At 70.4% G+C, this 17,116-nt stretch carries 15 protein-coding genes and 1 pseudogene; 9 read left to right on the top strand and 7 right to left on the bottom strand.

Annotated features, from left to right (window positions below):
* Positions 1-350: 350 nt before the first annotated feature.
* Entirely contained in the window at positions 351-1,892 is a 1,542-nt protein-coding gene (locus ACNYS0_RS06960; protein ID WP_422471793.1) for an MFS transporter, read from the bottom strand.
* A 738-nt stretch (positions 1,893-2,630) separates the two neighbouring features.
* Here ACNYS0_RS06960 and ACNYS0_RS06955 point away from each other — a divergent pair.
* Together ACNYS0_RS06955 and ACNYS0_RS06950 are read left to right on the top strand one after the other, a co-directional pair.
* Entirely contained in the window at positions 2,631-3,005 is a 375-nt protein-coding gene (locus ACNYS0_RS06955) for a hypothetical protein (RefSeq protein WP_422471792.1), read from the top strand.
* 193 nt (positions 3,006-3,198) lie between these two features.
* On the top strand, positions 3,199-3,561 hold the full coding sequence (locus ACNYS0_RS06950) for an ArsR/SmtB family transcription factor (RefSeq protein ID WP_422471791.1): 363 nt from the start codon (positions 3,199-3,201) through the stop codon (positions 3,559-3,561).
* A gap of 95 nt (positions 3,562-3,656) precedes the next feature.
* On the opposite strand, the gene ACNYS0_RS06945 is transcribed toward ACNYS0_RS06950, so the two are convergent.
* The gene (locus ACNYS0_RS06945) at positions 3,657-4,010 is read right to left on the bottom strand and encodes a hypothetical protein (RefSeq protein ID WP_422471790.1); all 354 of its coding nucleotides are present in this window, start codon (positions 4,008-4,010) and stop codon (positions 3,657-3,659) included.
* Positions 4,011-4,014: 4 nt separating this feature from the next.
* On the opposite strand from ACNYS0_RS06945, the gene ACNYS0_RS06940 reads away from it, so the two are divergent.
* The gene (locus tag ACNYS0_RS06940) at positions 4,015-4,344 is read left to right on the top strand and encodes a hypothetical protein (RefSeq protein WP_422471789.1); all 330 of its coding nucleotides are present in this window, start codon (positions 4,015-4,017) and stop codon (positions 4,342-4,344) included.
* 317 nt (positions 4,345-4,661) lie between these two features.
* Here ACNYS0_RS06940 and ACNYS0_RS06935 read toward each other — a convergent pair whose 3' ends face one another.
* On the bottom strand, positions 4,662-4,835 hold the full coding sequence (locus tag ACNYS0_RS06935; RefSeq protein ID WP_422482484.1) for a peptidoglycan-binding domain-containing protein: 174 nt from the start codon (positions 4,833-4,835) through the stop codon (positions 4,662-4,664).
* Between the two features lie 92 nt (positions 4,836-4,927).
* Here ACNYS0_RS06935 and ACNYS0_RS06930 point away from each other — a divergent pair, with 92 nt between their 5' ends.
* The gene (locus tag ACNYS0_RS06930; RefSeq protein ID WP_422471788.1) at positions 4,928-5,503 is read left to right on the top strand and encodes a hypothetical protein; all 576 of its coding nucleotides are present in this window, start codon (positions 4,928-4,930) and stop codon (positions 5,501-5,503) included.
* Between the two features lie 376 nt (positions 5,504-5,879).
* Here the strand turns inward: ACNYS0_RS06930 and ACNYS0_RS06925 are convergent, their stop codons facing one another.
* The 4 genes and pseudogenes from ACNYS0_RS06925 to ACNYS0_RS06910 form a co-directional block, all read right to left on the bottom strand.
* Positions 5,880-7,154: a prolyl oligopeptidase family serine peptidase gene (locus ACNYS0_RS06925; protein ID WP_422471787.1), complete on the bottom strand. Its 1,275-nt coding sequence runs from the start codon at positions 7,152-7,154 to the stop codon at positions 5,880-5,882.
* A 121-nt stretch (positions 7,155-7,275) separates the two neighbouring features.
* Positions 7,276-8,727 carry a tannase/feruloyl esterase family alpha/beta hydrolase gene (locus ACNYS0_RS06920; RefSeq protein WP_422471786.1) on the bottom strand — a complete coding sequence of 484 codons (1,452 nt, stop codon included), beginning with the start codon at positions 8,725-8,727 and terminating at the stop codon, positions 7,276-7,278.
* A gap of 386 nt (positions 8,728-9,113) precedes the next feature.
* The gene (locus tag ACNYS0_RS06915) at positions 9,114-9,953 is read right to left on the bottom strand and encodes an SCO6745 family protein (RefSeq protein ID WP_422471785.1); all 840 of its coding nucleotides are present in this window, start codon (positions 9,951-9,953) and stop codon (positions 9,114-9,116) included.
* A 65-nt stretch (positions 9,954-10,018) separates the two neighbouring features.
* Positions 10,019-10,135 (bottom strand): annotated as a pseudogene (locus ACNYS0_RS06910) (YbhB/YbcL family Raf kinase inhibitor-like protein); the annotation flags it as partial.
* A 70-nt stretch (positions 10,136-10,205) separates the two neighbouring features.
* On the opposite strand from ACNYS0_RS06910, the gene ACNYS0_RS06905 reads away from it, so the two are divergent.
* The 5 genes from ACNYS0_RS06905 (at position 10,206) to ACNYS0_RS06885 (ending at position 17,115) form a co-directional block, all read left to right on the top strand.
* Positions 10,206-10,898, top strand: coding sequence for a GntR family transcriptional regulator (locus ACNYS0_RS06905; protein WP_422471784.1), 693 nt, complete (start codon positions 10,206-10,208; stop codon positions 10,896-10,898).
* 233 nt (positions 10,899-11,131) lie between these two features.
* Positions 11,132-13,117, top strand: a complete 1,986-nt coding sequence (locus ACNYS0_RS06900; protein ID WP_422471783.1) for a GTP-binding protein — start codon at positions 11,132-11,134, stop codon at positions 13,115-13,117.
* Between the two features lie 275 nt (positions 13,118-13,392).
* Entirely contained in the window at positions 13,393-13,983 is a 591-nt protein-coding gene (locus ACNYS0_RS06895; protein WP_422471782.1) for a 2Fe-2S iron-sulfur cluster-binding protein, read from the top strand.
* On the top strand, positions 13,980-14,972 hold the full coding sequence (locus tag ACNYS0_RS06890; protein ID WP_422471781.1) for an FAD binding domain-containing protein: 993 nt from the start codon (positions 13,980-13,982) through the stop codon (positions 14,970-14,972). Before ACNYS0_RS06895 ends, ACNYS0_RS06890 begins: the two co-directional genes overlap by 4 nt.
* A gap of 49 nt (positions 14,973-15,021) precedes the next feature.
* On the top strand, positions 15,022-17,115 hold the full coding sequence (locus tag ACNYS0_RS06885; protein WP_422471780.1) for a xanthine dehydrogenase family protein molybdopterin-binding subunit: 2,094 nt from the start codon (positions 15,022-15,024) through the stop codon (positions 17,113-17,115).
* The last annotated feature ends 1 nt before the right edge of the window (position 17,116 follow it).

Here is a 17,116-nt window from a genome sequence, read left to right as displayed (position 1 = left end):
GGGCCCCGCGCTTCGCCATTCCGGCCACGCGGGCCCGGGCGACTCCGGGCACTTTGCCTCCACGCGCCGCGGGGATGCGCGCGCTCCGTGCCCCGAAGGGCCCATGAACAGGCCCCGGGCCGCAGCCGCGGTAGCAGCACTCACCCACCACTTTCCTGGCGGCGTGCCCGCTGACCGCGGCCTGGCGGTTGAACCGCAGCACCGCAGCACCGCTGCTCCCCGGGCGGCACCGAGGCGAACCCATCCGCGATGGACGGTTCCAACTCCGCTCGCAGACCGCTCACTTCATGCGCGTCCAGACGTCCGACATGCTCCTGATCGGCTCCAATGACCAGACCTGACGAAGCGCTCTACTGGGCCGATGTGTCGTTTCCGGCACCCGACGGCTTCCTTTGCCGCACGGTGAAGCCCGCCACCAGGGCGGCGAGCAGCAGGACGCCTGCCGAGCACAGGTAGGCGACGGAGAAGCCGTGCACCATGCCTTCGTCGAGGGCTGTGCCCGGCTCGTGTGCGTGCGCGTGGACGTAGCGGCTGGTGGCGCCGGTGGCGATGGTGTTGAGCAGTACGGTGCCCAGCGAAGCGCCCATCTGCTGGACGGTGTTGAGGGCGGCCGAGGCGACTCCGGCGTCCTGCGCGGGCACGCCGGCGGTGGCCGTCGCGTAGACCGGCATGAAGGTCAGGCCCATGCCCAGACCGACCAGCAGCAGGGCAGGCAGTACGTGCGGGAGGTACTGCGTATGCACGGTCAGGCGGCTGAGCAGAACCATGCCGGTGGCGGCCAGCACCATGCCGGACGACATCAGGATGCGGGGCGCCGTGCGGGGCAGCAGGCGGGCCGCGATCTGGGTCGCGCCGATGACGATCCCGGCAGAGACCGGCACGAAGGCCAGGCCCGTCCGCACCGGCGGGTAGCCGAGGACGACTTGCAGGTAGTACGTCAGGAACAGGAAGACGCCGAACATGCCGATGGTGGCCAAGCCCATCGTCGCGAACGATCCGGCCCGGACCCGGTCCCTGACGATGCGCAGCGGCAGCAGCGGGCTCGCCGCACGGCTCTGCCACCACACGAAGACGGCGAGCAGGGTCGCGCCGAACGCGAGCAGTGTGAGCACCAACGGGCTGGTCCAGCCGCGAGGTTCGGCCTCGCTGAAGCCGTACACGAGGACGACGAGCCCACCGCAGCCCAGCAGCGCGCCCGGCACGTCGAGGCGCCCGCCGCGACGGCCGGAGCGGTCGCGCAGGAAGGCCGGTGCGCCGAGCAGGGCGGCCAGCGCGATGGGCACGTTGACGTACAGGGACCAGCGCCAGGTCAGGTATTCGGTCAGCAGACCGCCCACGATCAGTCCGACCGCGCTGCCGCCGCCGGCCAGCGCACCGTAGACCCCGAACGCTCTGGCCCGCTCCTTGGGGTCGGTGAACGTCGTCGTCAGGAGCGACAGGGCCGAGGGTGCCAGAACCGCCGCGAACGCGCCTTGCAGGGCCCGCGCCGCGAACAGCATCCCGGGACCGGCCGCCGCGCCGCCCAGCGCGGAGGCCGCGGCGAACCCGGCCAGGCCGATGACGAAGGCGCGTTTGCGGCCCACCAGATCGGCGATCCGGCCGCCGAGCAGCAACAGCCCGCCGAAGGCCAGCGTGTAGGCGGTGATCACCCACTGCCGGTCGGCGTCCGACATGCCGAGGGTGTGCTGGGCGGAGGGCAGCGCGATGTTCACGACGGTGCCGTCGAGGATCACCATCAGCTGGGCGAGGGCGATGACGGCCAGCGCCCACCAGCGCTTCGGGTCCTGCGCGGGTGGCGGAGTCGCGGCGCGGTTCTCGCGGTCCGGGGAACGGTCGGTGGCCGGGGGAGGGGCGGACGGGAGGGATTGTCTTCCAAGACGCTTCTTGCTCATGGGGATCACACGCGTTTCGTGTCGAAGTGCTGTCGAGACAGCCGGCCGGGGGACGGTCGCAGTGGTGACGACGGGCCGGTGCACGCAGCACGGAGACACGGCACGGCGGTGGGGCAGCCGGAGCCACGGACGGCGCCCGGGGCCTGCCTCACCGGCCGTGTGTCACTCATGCCGGAGCGCTTGCTGGTCGTGCGGCGAACAGCGCCGTGATCACGGGATCAGCAAGGCAAGGGCCCGTCTTCGGGCACGCGCCCCCACGGCCGCGGTGATGAACCGCGCAGGCCGGGACGTCCCGTGACGCGACATCTCAGGAAGACGCCGAGGACAGGAAACAGGAGGGGGAAGGAGCTACCGCGTGCCGCAGAGGAGGGAGGACACACGGCCGGGGGCAACTATGGCCGCAACGCAGTCGGCACGGTCCATGTCTCTCGCCTCCTTCCGGGCAGGGCACGCGGTGCGTGTCGGCGCCGAGCGCGCCGAGCGGGGCGGCAGACATCCTGCCGCGTGAAATCCCGGGCAGCGTATCCCATCGGCCGCACGGCGCGTCCGGAATTTCCGGGCGCCCGCACGCGCACGGAAGGGGACCGGCCCACCGGACGCGGAACGGCAGGTGCCTAGCGCGTGGAAACTCCCTCCGCAACCGCTTTGGGCATATGCCCCAAGGGGAGTCGTCGCGCCCCCTAGGTTCTCCGCGAAGGCCTGAAGCCAGGCCTCGTACCTCTCTCCTCAGGAAAACTCATGACCAGTGTTGAAGTGTCTCTGAAGACCCTGTTGACCGAGATCGAGGGCGCGCTGGGAGCCGCCGTCGTCGACTACACCAGTGGCATGGCCCTCGGCACCCTGGGCGGCGGCAAGGGGCTCGATCTGAGCGTCGCCGCGGCCGGGAACACCGATGTGATCCGCGCCAAGATGCGCACCATGGAGACGCTGGGCCTCAAGGACAAGATCGAGGACATCCTGATCACTCTGGGCACCCAGTACCACCTCATCCGCCCGGTGGCGGGCAGGTCGGGGAACGGGCTGTTCATCTACGTCGTCATCGACAAGGCCCGCTCGAACCTCGCCATGGCCCGTCACCACCTCAAGCGCACCGAGGAGCAACTGGAGGTCTGAGGTCCAACGCCCTTCATTTGCCCGCTGCTTGAAGAATTCTTCAAGCCTCGATGTCTGCATCTGTCGACTTTCGACTCCAGCGGCCCTGGCGGGGAAGAAGGGGAAGAATCGGATGCCCACAGGGCGCGGCGACGGGCGAGGCCGCCGCGCCCCTCTTCGCAGCCTCGTCCGAGCCAGGGAAGTGAGCGATCCCGTGCAGCGTCCCCTCTACCAGGTCAAAGCAGAGTTTTTCCGCATGCTCGGGCACCCCGTCCGCATCCGCGTCCTCGAACTCCTGCAGGACGGGCCGCTGTCCGTACGGGATCTGCTCACCGACATAGACATCGAGCCCTCGAACCTCTCGCAACAACTGGCCGTGCTGCGCCGTTCCGGCATCGTCGTCTCCACCCGCGAGGGCACCACGGTCATCTACGCGCTGGCCGGAGGCGACGTCGCCGAACTCCTGCGCGCGGCCCGCCGCATCCTGACCGAGCTCCTCGCCGGCCAGACCGCCCTGCTGGCCGAACTCCAGGACTCCGAGCGGCCCGAACGCCCCACGGTGCAAGCACGCCCCTGAGGGAGTGTCGCTGGGCCGGTACGCGATATGGGTGGCGATTGGGCCACCTTGGGAACGCGCCGTTCAACTCGCCTGCCGAGAAGGCGGTTCCTGACTCAGGGAAGCTGGAAGGTGTCGGCCAGGAGTGCTGTCTGGACGGTGAGCAAGGTGGCGGGGTCGTGGCCCATGCCGGAGAACTGGCCTGTGACCTCCAGGCTGACTGCGCCGTGCGTTTGAGGCCAGGTCATCACAGCCCCTGCCAACGAGATGGCGGCGGCGGAGCCGGCGGCCTGTCCCGTCCACTGCCCGCCCCAGGACGCCACCTCCGGCTCGTCGCGCAGCCACGCCCGCAGCAGGAAGGGGGTGAGACGATCCTGGTTTGGCAGGGCGGACGCCGTCCTGATCGTGGACGGAACCCTGGCGCCCACCCCGGAGCCCGCGGTGAGTGTCCCGCATCCCGGAAGGGGCATGAGGATGGGCATCGACGTAGTGCTGATGCAGGTGACGCAACGAGGGACGAGCCCCAAGAAGCGTCGGCTGACCAGGGTGGAGTGCGTACAGGACGGGGCGGACCTGTTCTCCGGCCTGTGCGTGACCAGCGGTCTGCCGATGCTCAACCGCGTGGACCCGTACCGCACCCGGATCCTCACGCCGGCGGACATGCCTCAGTTCATCTCTGAGGTCGAAGCCACCTGTGACCTGGTGAAGGGGCAACAGGAGCGGGACATCCTGGAGAGGATCTGCGAGCTGGCCGAGCGTTGCGCGGAAGCCGCGGGTCTGGAACTCCATCTCCAGGGCGACTGATGACTCCTCACGAAGGCGTTGAACCTGGCGGTGAGTGATCGTCCGCTCGACGACAGGGCGGAAGGTGCCCAGTCCGGTGCCGTGCGGCCGGCCGCGTCCGGCGAACAGCGGGTCGGGCTTCCGGGTCCCCGACGCGCGCTGCCGCTGGGCGAGGAGGCCGACAATGCGGCCCACCGCACGGTGCGTTGGGAGGCGAGACGATTCCGGCGACGTGGCGGACGACGGGCGGCGACGTCGCGTTCCGTGACGCGTACGGCCCGTCGGCCGCCACGCCGAGCTCTCTCCGGAACTGCCTCGGTGCTTCGCTCTCCCTTGGGCTAGAAGTCGCGCTGCGCGCAGCCGTTGCGCGTTCCGTCCTGGGTGTACCTGGCCCATTTCGGATTCTCGAAGGACTGCTCGCCGTACAGGCCGTCAACGGTGATTCCCTCCTGCCGCTGGGCGTACTTGAGCGCGTCCCGCGTGGCCGGACCGAGGTCGCCGTCGACGGCGATGGCGCGTCCGTAGCACGTCTTCCGGGGGAGTGTCTCTGTGCTTGATGAACGTCGGGCAGGTCAGCCGGAGCGGCTCCCTCTACTGTTGCCTCATGGGGAACTACTTCCAGACCGTCGTCGATCTCGACGCCACGCACGCGGACGCTCGGGCCCTGGCCGACAGCGGACTCGACTGGCTGGTCGGCGAGGGGATCGTTCGGGCCGAGCTCACGGACTGTGTTCTCGGGGCGCCTTCGGGGTATCCGCCCGGTCCCTCCTGGGCCAAGGCGGTCGGCCAAGAGGCCTGGGCGCCCAGCGGCGGGCTGAAGGTCGAGACCGGGCGCACCGTATTCAACTGCGGTCAGGGCGACCCGATGTTCGCGAAGTGCCCCCACTGTGCTGGTCGGGCGGATTTCTGCACCGACCGGCTGGAGGAGATCGAGGGGGCGTGGGAACCCTTCGGGGAAGCCATCGGCGACTGGAGCGACACAGGCAGCGCGGCAGTCACCTGCCCGCACTGTCGGCGCTCTGGTGACCTGACTGCGTGGACCTGGTCGGATGGCTACTTCGCCTTCGGGTATCTCGGCTTCGAGTTCTGGGACTGGCCCGACTTCAGCCCCGGATTCCTCGAAGGCCTCTCCCGTGAGCTCGGGGGACATCGCGTGGTGCTCATGGAAGGCAAGCTCTGACGGGCCCGGAGTTCGCGCACCCCTCCGCGTGCTCGGTCGGGGGGACTCTCCTTCGTTCCGCCGGGCGGATGTCGACACGGCCTTGAGGAATCAATGACGGCTGATGCCGTTCAGCAGCTCCCGCGCTGTCGTGCGGATGTTCTGGGCCGCGGTGGTGCCGGCTGCATCAAGGCAGGTGTGTACGAGGCGTGAGTCGGCGGCGTACCCGGCACCTGTCGGCAGTCCGTCGGGCTGGGCCCCGAAAAGGCGGCCACGAATCGGGAGGGGGAGGGCGGCCGCTGCGGCCGCCCTCGGCGCGAGAAGAATCGCGAGGGCCCGGATGGCGCGCGTGACGCCATGCAACCTGCCGAGCCCCCGTATCCCTCGTCTTCCCGTCTCAGTGCCGACGCTGGGCGGCCATCCACTGCCAGACGTGGGTTCCCTTGACGCTCGGGTCGTTGCGGGCGACATAGATCCACGACCAGTGGCCGAGGAACTGGTGGCCGTTCCAGATGACGTGGTCGTACAGCGTCATCAGCGAACCGGGGATCACCTCGTGCGCGTGGACGGTGTTGGCCTGCGGGTCCACGGTGGGGTCGTCGTTGGAGGCGACGAGCCAGCTGGGGGTGCTGATCCGCGCCAGCTCGCTGTCGGGAAGCAGGGGCGCGCCACCGGGTGGGAAGGACGTGACAATGCCGCAGATCGGCACGGACGCGGCGAACATGGCGGGGTAGACGGTGGTCATCTTCATGCTCATATAGCCGCCGTTGCTACAGCCGGCGACGTATATCCGGTCACGGTCGATGTCGTTCCCGCGCGTGACGTCGCTGACGATCTCGTGGATGAGCGGGGCGAAGCGGGGGCCGTCCTCCATCCAGTAGGAGGTGCTCTGCGGGGCGACCACGTAGGCGCCGTCGAAGATGCGCTGCGCCTCGGGGGTGGCGAAGCCCAGTGCGCCGCGGTTGGCTCGCAGCGTGACCTCGTTGTCGTAGTAGTTGTTGGGCAGTGAGGCGCCCTCACCTCCTCCGTGCAGCCAGACGATCAGCGGGCGCTTGCCTCTTCGCGGCGAGTGGGCACCAGCGGGTGAGTACAGCCGGTACTTCATTCCCGAGCCGGATGTGTGGGAGCTGAACGCGTCCACCTCGGGGTCGGACAGCCGAGGGTTCTGCACGAAGCTCGCGATGGTGACCTGTCGGCGGTCGCGCAGGGCGATCGGGGCGTGCTGAGTCAGGGTGTAGGCGAGGTCGAGCATCACATTGCGGCCCGCGGCCGAGAGGTAGCCCAGCGTGCCGCCCCCGAGCCGGCCCTCGCCATGGCTCAGTTCGAGCACGATGTCGCCGTGGCGATCGAGCCGCACGGCGGTGACGGTGCGGTCGAGGTCGTACTCGCCGCTGATGCTCTCGCCGGCCGCGAGGGGGAACGGGCGGGTGGCCTTGGCGTGCACGCTGAAGGTGTCGTTGGTCAGGCGGGCCGTGTCGATGGGGCCGAGCCGGGAGGTCTTCAGGGTGAGTGAGGTGACCTGTTCGCCGCCGTCGAGCACCTGGGCGTTCAGGGTGAATCTCACACTCGTGGTGGCGCGTTCGTCGGCGTGGGCGGCGACACCCGGCAGGGACAGGCCGGCGGCTCCCGCGCCGGCGGCCAATATGGTGCGACGGCTGATACGTGTCGTCATGCGGGCTCCTTGTGGGATGCGGAGAAAGCATCGGGACTTGAGCATCGAACTCGCCGGTGGAGCAGTCCAGTTGAATGACAGCCAGTTGCGTCGGATTGATGATCTGCCTTCGCCCGCCGACTCACCGCTTCGCTCGTGCCCTGTCCGCGGCGAAGTCGCCCCAGTCGTCCGCACAGCGGAAGTTGCTCGCGTCCGAGGTCTCCCCGGACCCGTCGTAGCGAGCCACCTGGGGGTAGGGGCAAAGGGGCCGGGTCATCGAGACACCGTTCTCCGGGCGGTCCCCCACGTATTTGGTGGCGACCATGTCCCGCGGGGCGGCGCCCCGCTCGACCCAGTTCCTGACGGCGGACAACGCGTCGAAGGAATTCGGTCCCGGGCCCCCGGTCACATGTCCTCCGCCGGGGACCATGAACAGCCGGTAGAAGTCCTGGACTTCGCGCAGCGACGAGCGGGCGTCGGAGCCGCCCTTGTCGAGCAGGACGCGGTGGTAGTACTCGATGGGCAGCGTCGCCGCCTGGTAGTCGTCGCTCCATCCCTGGGTCATGAGGAGCTTCCCTCCGCGCGCCTCGAACCGCGAGAGGTCCGTACGCGTCGCGTCGATCTTGGAGGCCAGTCTCTTCTCGACCAGATCGGCGTCCTTGTCGAAGTCGAAGGTGCGCCAGTCCCAGTTCGCGTCGTTGAAGACGGCCCGTCCGAACAGCGCCTGCGGATAGGACGTGAGGGCCGGATCCTCCGCCGCGTAGTGCCAGGCGGATTCACTGCCGTACGAGAACCCCGGGTAGAACTGTCGACCGGTCCGCGGATCGGCGACCGGCGCGTAGACCCTTTCAGCGGTGGCGATCTGAGCGGGGGTCAGGCAGCCATTGGTCTCGCCGTCCTTGCACTGGAGCCCGTCGAGGCGGAAGCCGCAGTCGCGCGGATCGTTCAGGGCAGGGTCTCCCCGGACTCCGTCACGCCCCGAACAGGTCTCCAGCACGGCGTCGTTGAGCAGTTTGCGGTCGTCCGCGCCGAGCACGCCGTCCGGGTTCTCGGCGATGTGCTGCGCGGTCCACAGGACCGACATCATCACGTGGCTGTAGTCCATCCCGGGGCTCTTCGAAACGATTCCGTCGTAGTCCTCGGGGTAGTACTGCGCCTCGATCATCCCCTGGCGGCCACCGGTGGATCCGCCCACGAAGTAGGAGTACTTCGGCCTCGCCCCGTAGTGCGCGCCCAGGATCTCCTTGGCTCGCACCGTCATCAGGTGAATCGATGTCCGCCCCCACATCTTGAGCTGAGCCGGGTCGCTGATCCAGGAATTCGCCGAATCGGACGCCGAGTGCCCGGTGTCCGTGGAAACGGTCGCGTAGCCCGCGGCGAGGGCGGGGGCCATCGCCGAGTAACTGATCTGCCCGGCAAAGCCGCCGTTGCCGACTCCCTGAAGCCGCTGGTTCCAGGAGGCGGAAGGCATCCAGACCTCGAACTCGAGGCTCGGAGCGATCTTCGCGGTCAGGCGACAGAACGCGGGCAGGTCCCGATACGTCTCCCCGTCGGGAGCCTCATAGTCGCCGCGAGGTACCTGCTGCGCCGACACTATCTCCGTATCCGTCAAGGAGAGCCTCGCGAGGGAGGTGCATGAACTCTCCGTGTGGGCCGTCCCGTTGGTCGCGGCAGCGCCGGAGGCACCCGGAATCTGCAGAACAAGCAGGACGCAACTCGCCATCGCCGCCCGCAGGAGCGGGACCCGTGCCGACTTCGTCCCCGTCGACCGTCGCACAAACGCCATTGTTCTCCTTTGTGACTGCCGAGCAGTTGAATGCAGCGGCTGTCCGCCTGAGTCCAGGGCGAGATGATCGTGAGTGATCGAACGACCGGCAAGGTACTCAGTCCACTGAGCGGACCCGTCGTCACTGCTACAGGCCGCAAGGTCGGTCCGGTGGTCTTCGCCAAGAAGGCCGGCGTGCGGACGAAGCGGCCGGGCTACGGAGCGGCATTGACGGCCTGAAACGTCCCTGCTGCGGTGAACGCGTCGGCGATCGGCGCGATGAGTGAGGCGAAGCGGCGAGCGCCTGTGTCGCCGATCGGCGCCCACAGGGCCGCGCAGTGCTCGTCCGTCTCCACTTCGATGCGCTCGCGTGCCGCACTGCCGGCGTCGGTGACCATGGCGTTGGAGTCGAGCCAGCCGCGCGCGACGAGGCGTGCCGTCGCCGCGCTCCACTCCTCGTCGTCCCACTGGCGGGTCGCTCGCGCGAGAGCTGTGGGGAGCGGGCCGGTCGCGGTGTGCAGAACCAGGCAGTCGCACGGCCCGAGGCCGTTGTCGGCGAGCACGACGAGATGGGCGTCGCCGCGCCACTCGCGTGCCACCGTGATCTGCTGCCACAGTGCGACAAGAGGATCCGGGGGAAGCGCGACCGAGGCGTTCGCGGCGGCCAGCACCTTGCCGGCGTAGTCGGCACCGGCGACGACCGGGTCGATCAGCGAGCGCGCCTCGGCAAGGTGGTCGTCCGTGAGGTGTACGTCCACGCGCCGCATCGCACGGCCGGCGGCCAGGAAGCGTGCGGCCTGCCAGCGCTCCGGCGGCGCGATGTCCCATACGCCGGCCATGGCCCGCACTGCCCGCGGGCTGAAGTTGTAGAAGGCCGCGAGCGTGACCTGCCACGGAACCGCGCCCATGGCGGCCGACCGGAAGGCCAGATACGCCGGCCCGCGGTCGGTCACGCCGAGCTTGGCCGCCTCCTCGGCGGTCTCGGGGACGAGATAGATGAACAGGTGAGCGGCGCTGATGGCGCGGCTGACGTCACGGACGGCGTTCAGGTCCATGGGGTCGCCGCCGGGACGGGCGGAGCTGTGAAGGGCATCGGGGTGCATGGCGATGGTGTCTCCGGGGGTCGGGCGGCGCCGATGCGGCGGGCCGCGCGGGCGTCGTCGGGTAACTGGTGGGCACCCTCGGGCAGTTGCGAGCCGGTGTCGTCGCCGGCGCCCTCGGGCGGCTGTATGAGGGTGTTCTGGCCGACCAGCAATCGACAGTACCACCGATAATCGATTATTGAGTGGATCGTCTAGGATGGGCTCATGAGTCAGACGGCGCACTCCTCGACCCCGCCGGGGAAGCAGATGCTCTCCGAGCAGGTCTACGCACACCTGCGGGACGCGATCATGCGCGGGGACCACTCTCCCGGCGCCCCGCTCAAGCCGCAGGATCTCGCCCGGGAGCAGGGCGTGAGCCTGGCCGTGGTGCGCGAGGCGCTCGTGCGGCTGGCCGGCGAGGGGCTCGCCGACCGGCTGCCCAACCGCGGTTTCGCGGTCCCGTCCTTCTCCGACCGCCGCTGGCAGGAGATCGCGGAAGCCCGTCGTTCCGTCGAACCGGTCGTCCTGCGCATGTCCATCGAGCGCGGCGACATCGACTGGGAGGCCCGTGTGCGGGCCGCCCATCATCGCCTGGTGCGCACTCCGGCGTACGTGCCGGAGGAGGGCGAGTACTACACCGCCGCCTGGGCCGAGGCCCACCGGGCCTTCCACCGCACGTTGCTGGAGGGATGCGGCAACCGTGCGCTGCTGGAGACCTTCGACCGGTTGTGGACCGCGAGTGAGCTGGCCCGCCGTTGGTCGGCGCACCGCAACCCCGACCGGGACGGTGCCAAGGAACACCGCATGCTGGAGGAGGCGGTGCTGGCCCGCGACGCCGACACCGCAGCCGCGGTCCTGGTCCAGCACCTCACCTTGACCGCGGCTGCTCTGACCGACGATCCGGGCCAGGTCACCTGACGAGCCCGTGTGACGCGGGAGGCGGTGGCCGAGGTCCTGACGGGGTTGTCGGCGCCGGGGTTTCGCACCGGCGCCCCGGCCCCGGTGAACCGGCGGAATTGCGTTGACAGCGCTGGACGCCCCTTGGAGCATCGCCCCTGACCGATCGACCCGTGATCGACCGAGAGAAACGGACTTCACCATGCGCGAACTCGTGTGCCCCGCCGTCGCCGCCGACCCGCACACGAGGAGCCATGAACCGTCCGAACCCCCCCGCCCCCGTACGCCATGACACCACCGATGCCGATACCGATGCCGCCGACAGGGCGCCCGGTGCCCGGCGGCTCAATCTGGGTGTGGTGGCCCACGTCGACGCCGGCAAGACCAGTCTGACCGAGGCGCTGCTGCACCTCGGCGGCGCCATCGAACAGGTCGGCCGCGTCGATGACGGCACGACCCAGACCGACACCCTCTCCCTGGAGCGGCAGCGGGGCATCACGATCCGCTCCGCCGTCGCGGCATTCGCGATCGGCGACGTCACCGTCAATCTCGTCGACACCCCGGGCCATCCCGACTTCATCGCCGAGGTCGACCGCTCGCTGGCGGTCCTCGACGGCGCGGTCCTGGTGCTGTCCGCCGTGGAGGGCGTGCAGGCCCAGACCATCGTGCTGTACCGGGCGTTGCGTCGCCTCGGCATTCCCGTGGTCTTCTTCGTCAACAAGATCGACAGGGCCGGCGCCTCGCCCGAGCGGGTTCTTCAGGGAATCCGGAGCCGCCTGAGCACGGCACTGGTTCCGCTCGGCCATGTGCACAATCCGGGTACGGCTGGAGCCGAGGCCGCTCCGTGCGCGTGGGAGGACCCGGTCGAGTCGGAGCAGCTGACGGAATTGATCGCGGACCGTGACGAGGATCTGCTCGAGGAGTGGCTCGCCCGGGGCCGGCCCATCGGCCCGCAACGGCTGCGTGCGGCCCTCGGTGTGCTGACCCGTGCCGGAGGTGTCCACCCGGTTCTGTTCGGTTCGGCCAGGACCGGCGCGGGTGTCCGCGCGTTGACCGAGTCCGTGATCGATCTGCTGCCCGTGACGGCCGGTGACGCCCACGCACCGGTGGCGGCGCAGGTGTTCAAGGTCGAACGGGCGGGAGGCCGGCGAGTCTGCACGGTGCGGTTGCGTGCCGGAACGCTCGGCGTCCGCGATCGGGTGTCGCTCGGCGGTGACCGATCGGTGACCGTGACAGCCCTGGAGGTCTTCAGGCCCGGTGGCGCCGTGCGGTGCGATCGCGCGACGGTCGGTGAGATCGCCCGTGTCCGGGGCCTCGACGACGCGCGGATCGGCGACTGGATCGGCTCACGCCCGTCCGCCACCGCGGCGGCAGCAGTGTTGCCGGCGCCGGGCTTCGAGACGAGGGTGGTCGCGCACGATCCCTCCCGGCAGGGCGAGTTGCACCGGGCTCTGTCCGAACTCGCCGACGTCGACCCGCTGATCGGTCTGCGGCCCGAGCGCGGTGCCGCGCGAATCAGGATCTATGGCGAGGTGCAACAGGAGGTTCTTGCCGACACGCTCGCGGCCGAATACGGCATCGACGTCGGCTTCCGCGACACCGGCGTGGCCTGCGTCGAACGACCGTCCGGGGGTGGCAGCGCCGCGCTGTACATGGGCGAGCCGGGCCACCCGTACCACTACACGCTCGCAGTGACCGTCGAGCCGGCCGCACCCGGCAGCGGCGTCGAACTCGTCGTCGCGGCGGACCGGTCCACGCTGCCCCTGCACGTCTACGGCAACGTCGAAGGCTACCGGGCCGCGCTGCTGGAGTACCTCGACGAACCCTTGTCGGTCGGCCCGCACGGCTGGCCGGTGGTCGACGCGCGGATCACGGTCACCGGCAGCGGCTACCAGCCACCGTCACCACAGGCCGCGGAGGTGAGGCGCACCACCGGCCTGGTTGTCCGCCAAGCCCTCCAACGGGCCGGGACCGTCGTCTGCGAGCCCGTCGACCGGTTCGTGCTCGAGGCGCCAACACAGGATCTGTCCCCGGTACTTGCCCTGCTGGCACGCCACGGCGCCGTCCCCGATTCCCATCAGACCGGCGGTCCGCTCGTGGTGATCACTGGAACCCTGCGGACAACGGAGGTGAACGCGGTACGCGGAGGCTTGCACGCTGCGGCCCGTGGCGAGGGCGTCCTCGATTCCACCCATGACCACTACCAGCCCGTACGCGCCGTCGGCAGGAGGCACGGGTGACTCCCTCGGTGCTTCAGGGGAGCCGTATCGGGACTTTCCCGTTCCCACGGCCTGCGGGACGCCACTCGAACATCACGATCGTCGCCTCGTCGCGCAGGCGGTTGTCCTGGGACCACGTCGTTCAAAGGAATGAGTTGACGCTGCCGCAGATCGGCCTGGTAGACCAACGGTACTTCGGCCTCCGCGTGCCGAAGTGTGTGTTCTGGCCCAGGCTGGATACGCGGGGTCGTGGACCAGACCACGCTTCGGACGTCGGACGAGGGAGCAGAGCGCCCATGGCAACCGGTGCCTTCCACTCGGCAGTGTCACTGACCGTGAACGGCAAGGGCTGCGATCTCACGGTCGACCACCGCGCCACTTTGCTGGACGTCCTGCGCGAGCGGCTGGATCTGACCGGCGCGAAGAAGGGGTGCGATCACGGTCAGTGTGGCGCCTGCACGGTGCTCGTCGATGGGCGCCGCGCCAATAGCTGCCTGCTGCTGGCCGTGGCCCAGCAGGGATGCGACATCACCACGGTCGAAGGTCTGCGCGCCGACGACGGTGATGGCCTGGATGGCCTGGATGGACTGGATGGCGAAGGCGTGGACGACGGCGGTGAAGGCCGCCTGCACCCGATCCAGCGCGCCTTCCTCGCCCGCGACGCCTTCCAATGCGGCTACTGCACACCCGGCCAGCTCTGCTCGGCCGTCGGTGCCATCGCCGAGGCCGCGGCGGGCCACCCCTCGTACGTGACGGATCCGGGCGCGGATCCGGGTGGCCCCGTCGCGCTGAGCAGGGACGAGATCCGCGAGCGGCTCAGTGGGAATCTGTGCCGCTGCGGCGCCTATCCGCACATCGTCGAGGCCGTCGAGGACGTGACCCGATGAAAGCCTTCCAGTACGTACGGGCCCACAGCGTCGACGAGGCGACCGCGGCCCACGCGAATCACCCCGGCTCCCGCTACCTGGGCGGTGGCACCAACCTCGTCGACCTGATGAAGCTGGGGGTGGAGACGCCCGGAACGCTGGTCGACGTCAGCGGCCTTCCGCTGGACGCGGTCGAGGAGCTGGCCGATGGATCCGTGCGGGTCGGAGCGACCGTCCGCAACAGCGACCTAGCCGCCCACCCCCTTGTGCGCACCCGCTATCCCGTGCTGTCGCAGGCTCTGCTCGCGGGGGCCTCGGGGCAATTGCGCAACATCGCCACGACCGGCGGCAACCTCTTGCAGCGCACCCGCTGCACCTACTTCCAGGACCTGGGCAAACCCTGCAACAAACGCGAGCCCGGCACCGGCTGCGGGGCCCGCGACGGCGTCCACCGCGACCACGCGGTCCTCGGGCACTCGCCGCAGTGCATCGCCACCCACCCCTCGGACATGGCGGTCGCGCTCGCCGCGCTCGACGCCCAGGTGGAGCTGCACGGCGCGGCAGGCCGGCGCACGGTGCCCGCGGCCGAGTTCCACCGGCTGCCCGGTGACCGCCCGGACCTGGACACCGAGATCGCGCCCGGGGAACTCGTCACCGGCGTCCTGCTCCCGGCCGCCACCGCCGGGCTGCCCTCCGCCTACCGCAAGGCGCGCGACCGCGCCTCGTACGCCTTCGCGCTCGCCTCGGTGGCCGTCGCCCTGCGGGTGGAGGACGCCGTGGTGCGCGAGGTCCGCATCGCGTTCGGCGGTCTCGCGCACCGCCCCTGGCGGGCCCTGCGCGCCGAGCAGGCACTGACGGGCGGGGCCGCGGACGACGAGGCGTATCAGCGGGCCGTCGACGCGGAACTCGCGGCCGCCGAACCGTTGCGCGACAACGCGTTCAAGGTGCGCCTCGCCCGCAATCTGGCGTGCGACATGCTGCGTCGCCTGACGCCGCCCGCACGTTCCTGACCGACACCCCAGGCAGCCTCAGCACCCGTGCTCACCAGGGAGAAGAACCATGCCGGACACCACCAGCGCTCTCGGGTCGCCTGCCGCGCGCAGGGAAGGCCCGGCCAAGGTGACCGGGGCCGCCCGTTACGCGGCCGAACACACCCCCGAGGGCTGTGCCTACGCCTGGCCGGTGCCGGCCGGTGTGGCACGGGGAGAGGTCACCGCTGTCGACGACACGGCGGCGCGGGCCCTGCCCGGGGTCGTCACGGTCCTCACCCACCTCAACGCGCCGCGCCTGGCCGAACCGGACGACGCGACGCTCGGGGTGCTCCAGAACGCCCGGGTCCCGCACCGCGGCTGGTACGTCGCCCTCGTCGTCGCCGACAGCCTGGAGGCGGCACGCGAAGGAGCCGCCGCCGTCCGTGTCACCTACGCCGAGGAACCCCACGACGTCACCCTGACCGCCGACCATCCCGACGCCTACGTTCCCGAGGACACCGACGGCACCTCGGGCGAGCACGTACGCGGCGACGCCGACGCCGCGTACGCCCGCGCGGACGCCCAAGTCGACGTCACCTACCGGGTGCCGCCGCTGCACAACCACCCGATGGAACCGCACGCGGCGACCGCCCACTGGGAGGACGACCGGCTCACCGTGTACGACTCCAGCCAGGGCGCCAGTACGGTACGCGACGTCCTGGCCGACCTGTTCGAGCTGCCGAAGGACCAGGTGACGGTCGTCTCCGAACACGTCGGCGGCGGCTTCGGCGCCAAGGGCACGCCACGGCCGCACGTGGTGCTCGCCGCCATGGCTGCCCGCGCCACCGGGCGGCCGGTCAAACTCGTGCTGCACCGGCGGGAGTTGGCGGCCGTCGTCGGCCACCGCTCGCCGACCGTGCAACGGGTGCGGCTCGCGGCCCAGGCCGACGGCACACTCACCTCCGTGGTCCACGAGGCGACCTCGCACACCTCCCGCATCAAGGAGTTCGTCGAGACGGCGGCCGCCGCCACCCGCGTCATGTACCCCTCGCCGCACGGCCGCACCACCCACCGGGTGGTCCCGCTGGACGTGCCCAGCCCCTCCTGGATGCGCGCACCGGGGGAGGCGCCCGGCATGTACGCCCTGGAGTCGGCGATGGACGAACTCGCGGAAACCCTCGGCATCGACCCCGTCGAACTGCGGCTGCGCAACGACACCCAGCGCGAACCCGACAGCTCCCGCCCCTTCAGCAGCCGCCACCTCGCCGAATGCCTGCGCGAGGGAGCCCGCCGCTTCGACTGGTCCGCACGCGACCCGCGCCCCCGCTCGCGCGCCGAGGGGCCCGTCATGGTCGGCTCCGGCGTGGCCGCGGCGACGTACCCCGTGATCGTGGCGCCGTCGCGCGCGAGCGCCCACGCCGCCGCGGACGGCAGCTTCGTCGTCCGGATCAACGCCACCGACATCGGGACCGGCGCGCGTACCGTCCTGGCCCAGGTCGCCGCCGACGCACTCGGCGTCCCGGTGGACCGCGTGCGCACCGAGATCGGCAACAGCGACCTCCCCACCGCCTCACTCGCGGGCGGCTCCTCCGGCACGGCCTCCTGGGGCTGGGCCGTCCACGAGGCCTGTACGCGACTGGCGGCCGACCTCGCCGACCGCAAGGGGCAGGTTCCCGCCGCCGGGCTCGACGCCACGGCCGACACGGCGGGCCGCGCCGACGCCGACAGCGCCTACGCGCGACACGCCTTCGGCGCGCACTTCGCCGAGGTCGGTGTCGACACGGTGACCGGCGAGGTCCGCGTGCGGCGCCTGCTCGGCGTCTACGCGGCGGGCCGCATCCTCAACTCCCGTACCGCACGCTCCCAGTTCATCGGCGCGATGACGATGGGCCTGGGGATGGCCCTCACCGAGGGCAGCACGCTGGACCCCGCCTTCGGTGACTTCGTGGAACGCGACCTCGCCGGCTACCACGTACCGGCGCACGCCGACGTGCCCGCGATCGAGGCGCACTGGATCGACGAGGACGACCCCCACCTCAACCCCATGGGCAGCAAGGGGATCGGCGAGATCGGCATCGTCGGAACGGCCGCCGCCATCGGCAACGCCGTGCACCACGCGACCGGCGTCCGGCAGCGGGAACTGCCGATGACGCCGGACCGGGTGCTGGCGGGCGGCGGCTGAG

The sequence above is a fragment of the Streptomyces anthophorae genome, from assembly GCF_049310305.1.
Taxonomy (GTDB): Bacteria; Actinomycetota; Actinomycetes; order Streptomycetales; family Streptomycetaceae; genus Streptomyces.
The sequence above is the reverse complement of the archived record's forward strand: the minus strand, read 5'-3'. Positions and strand labels throughout refer to the sequence as shown.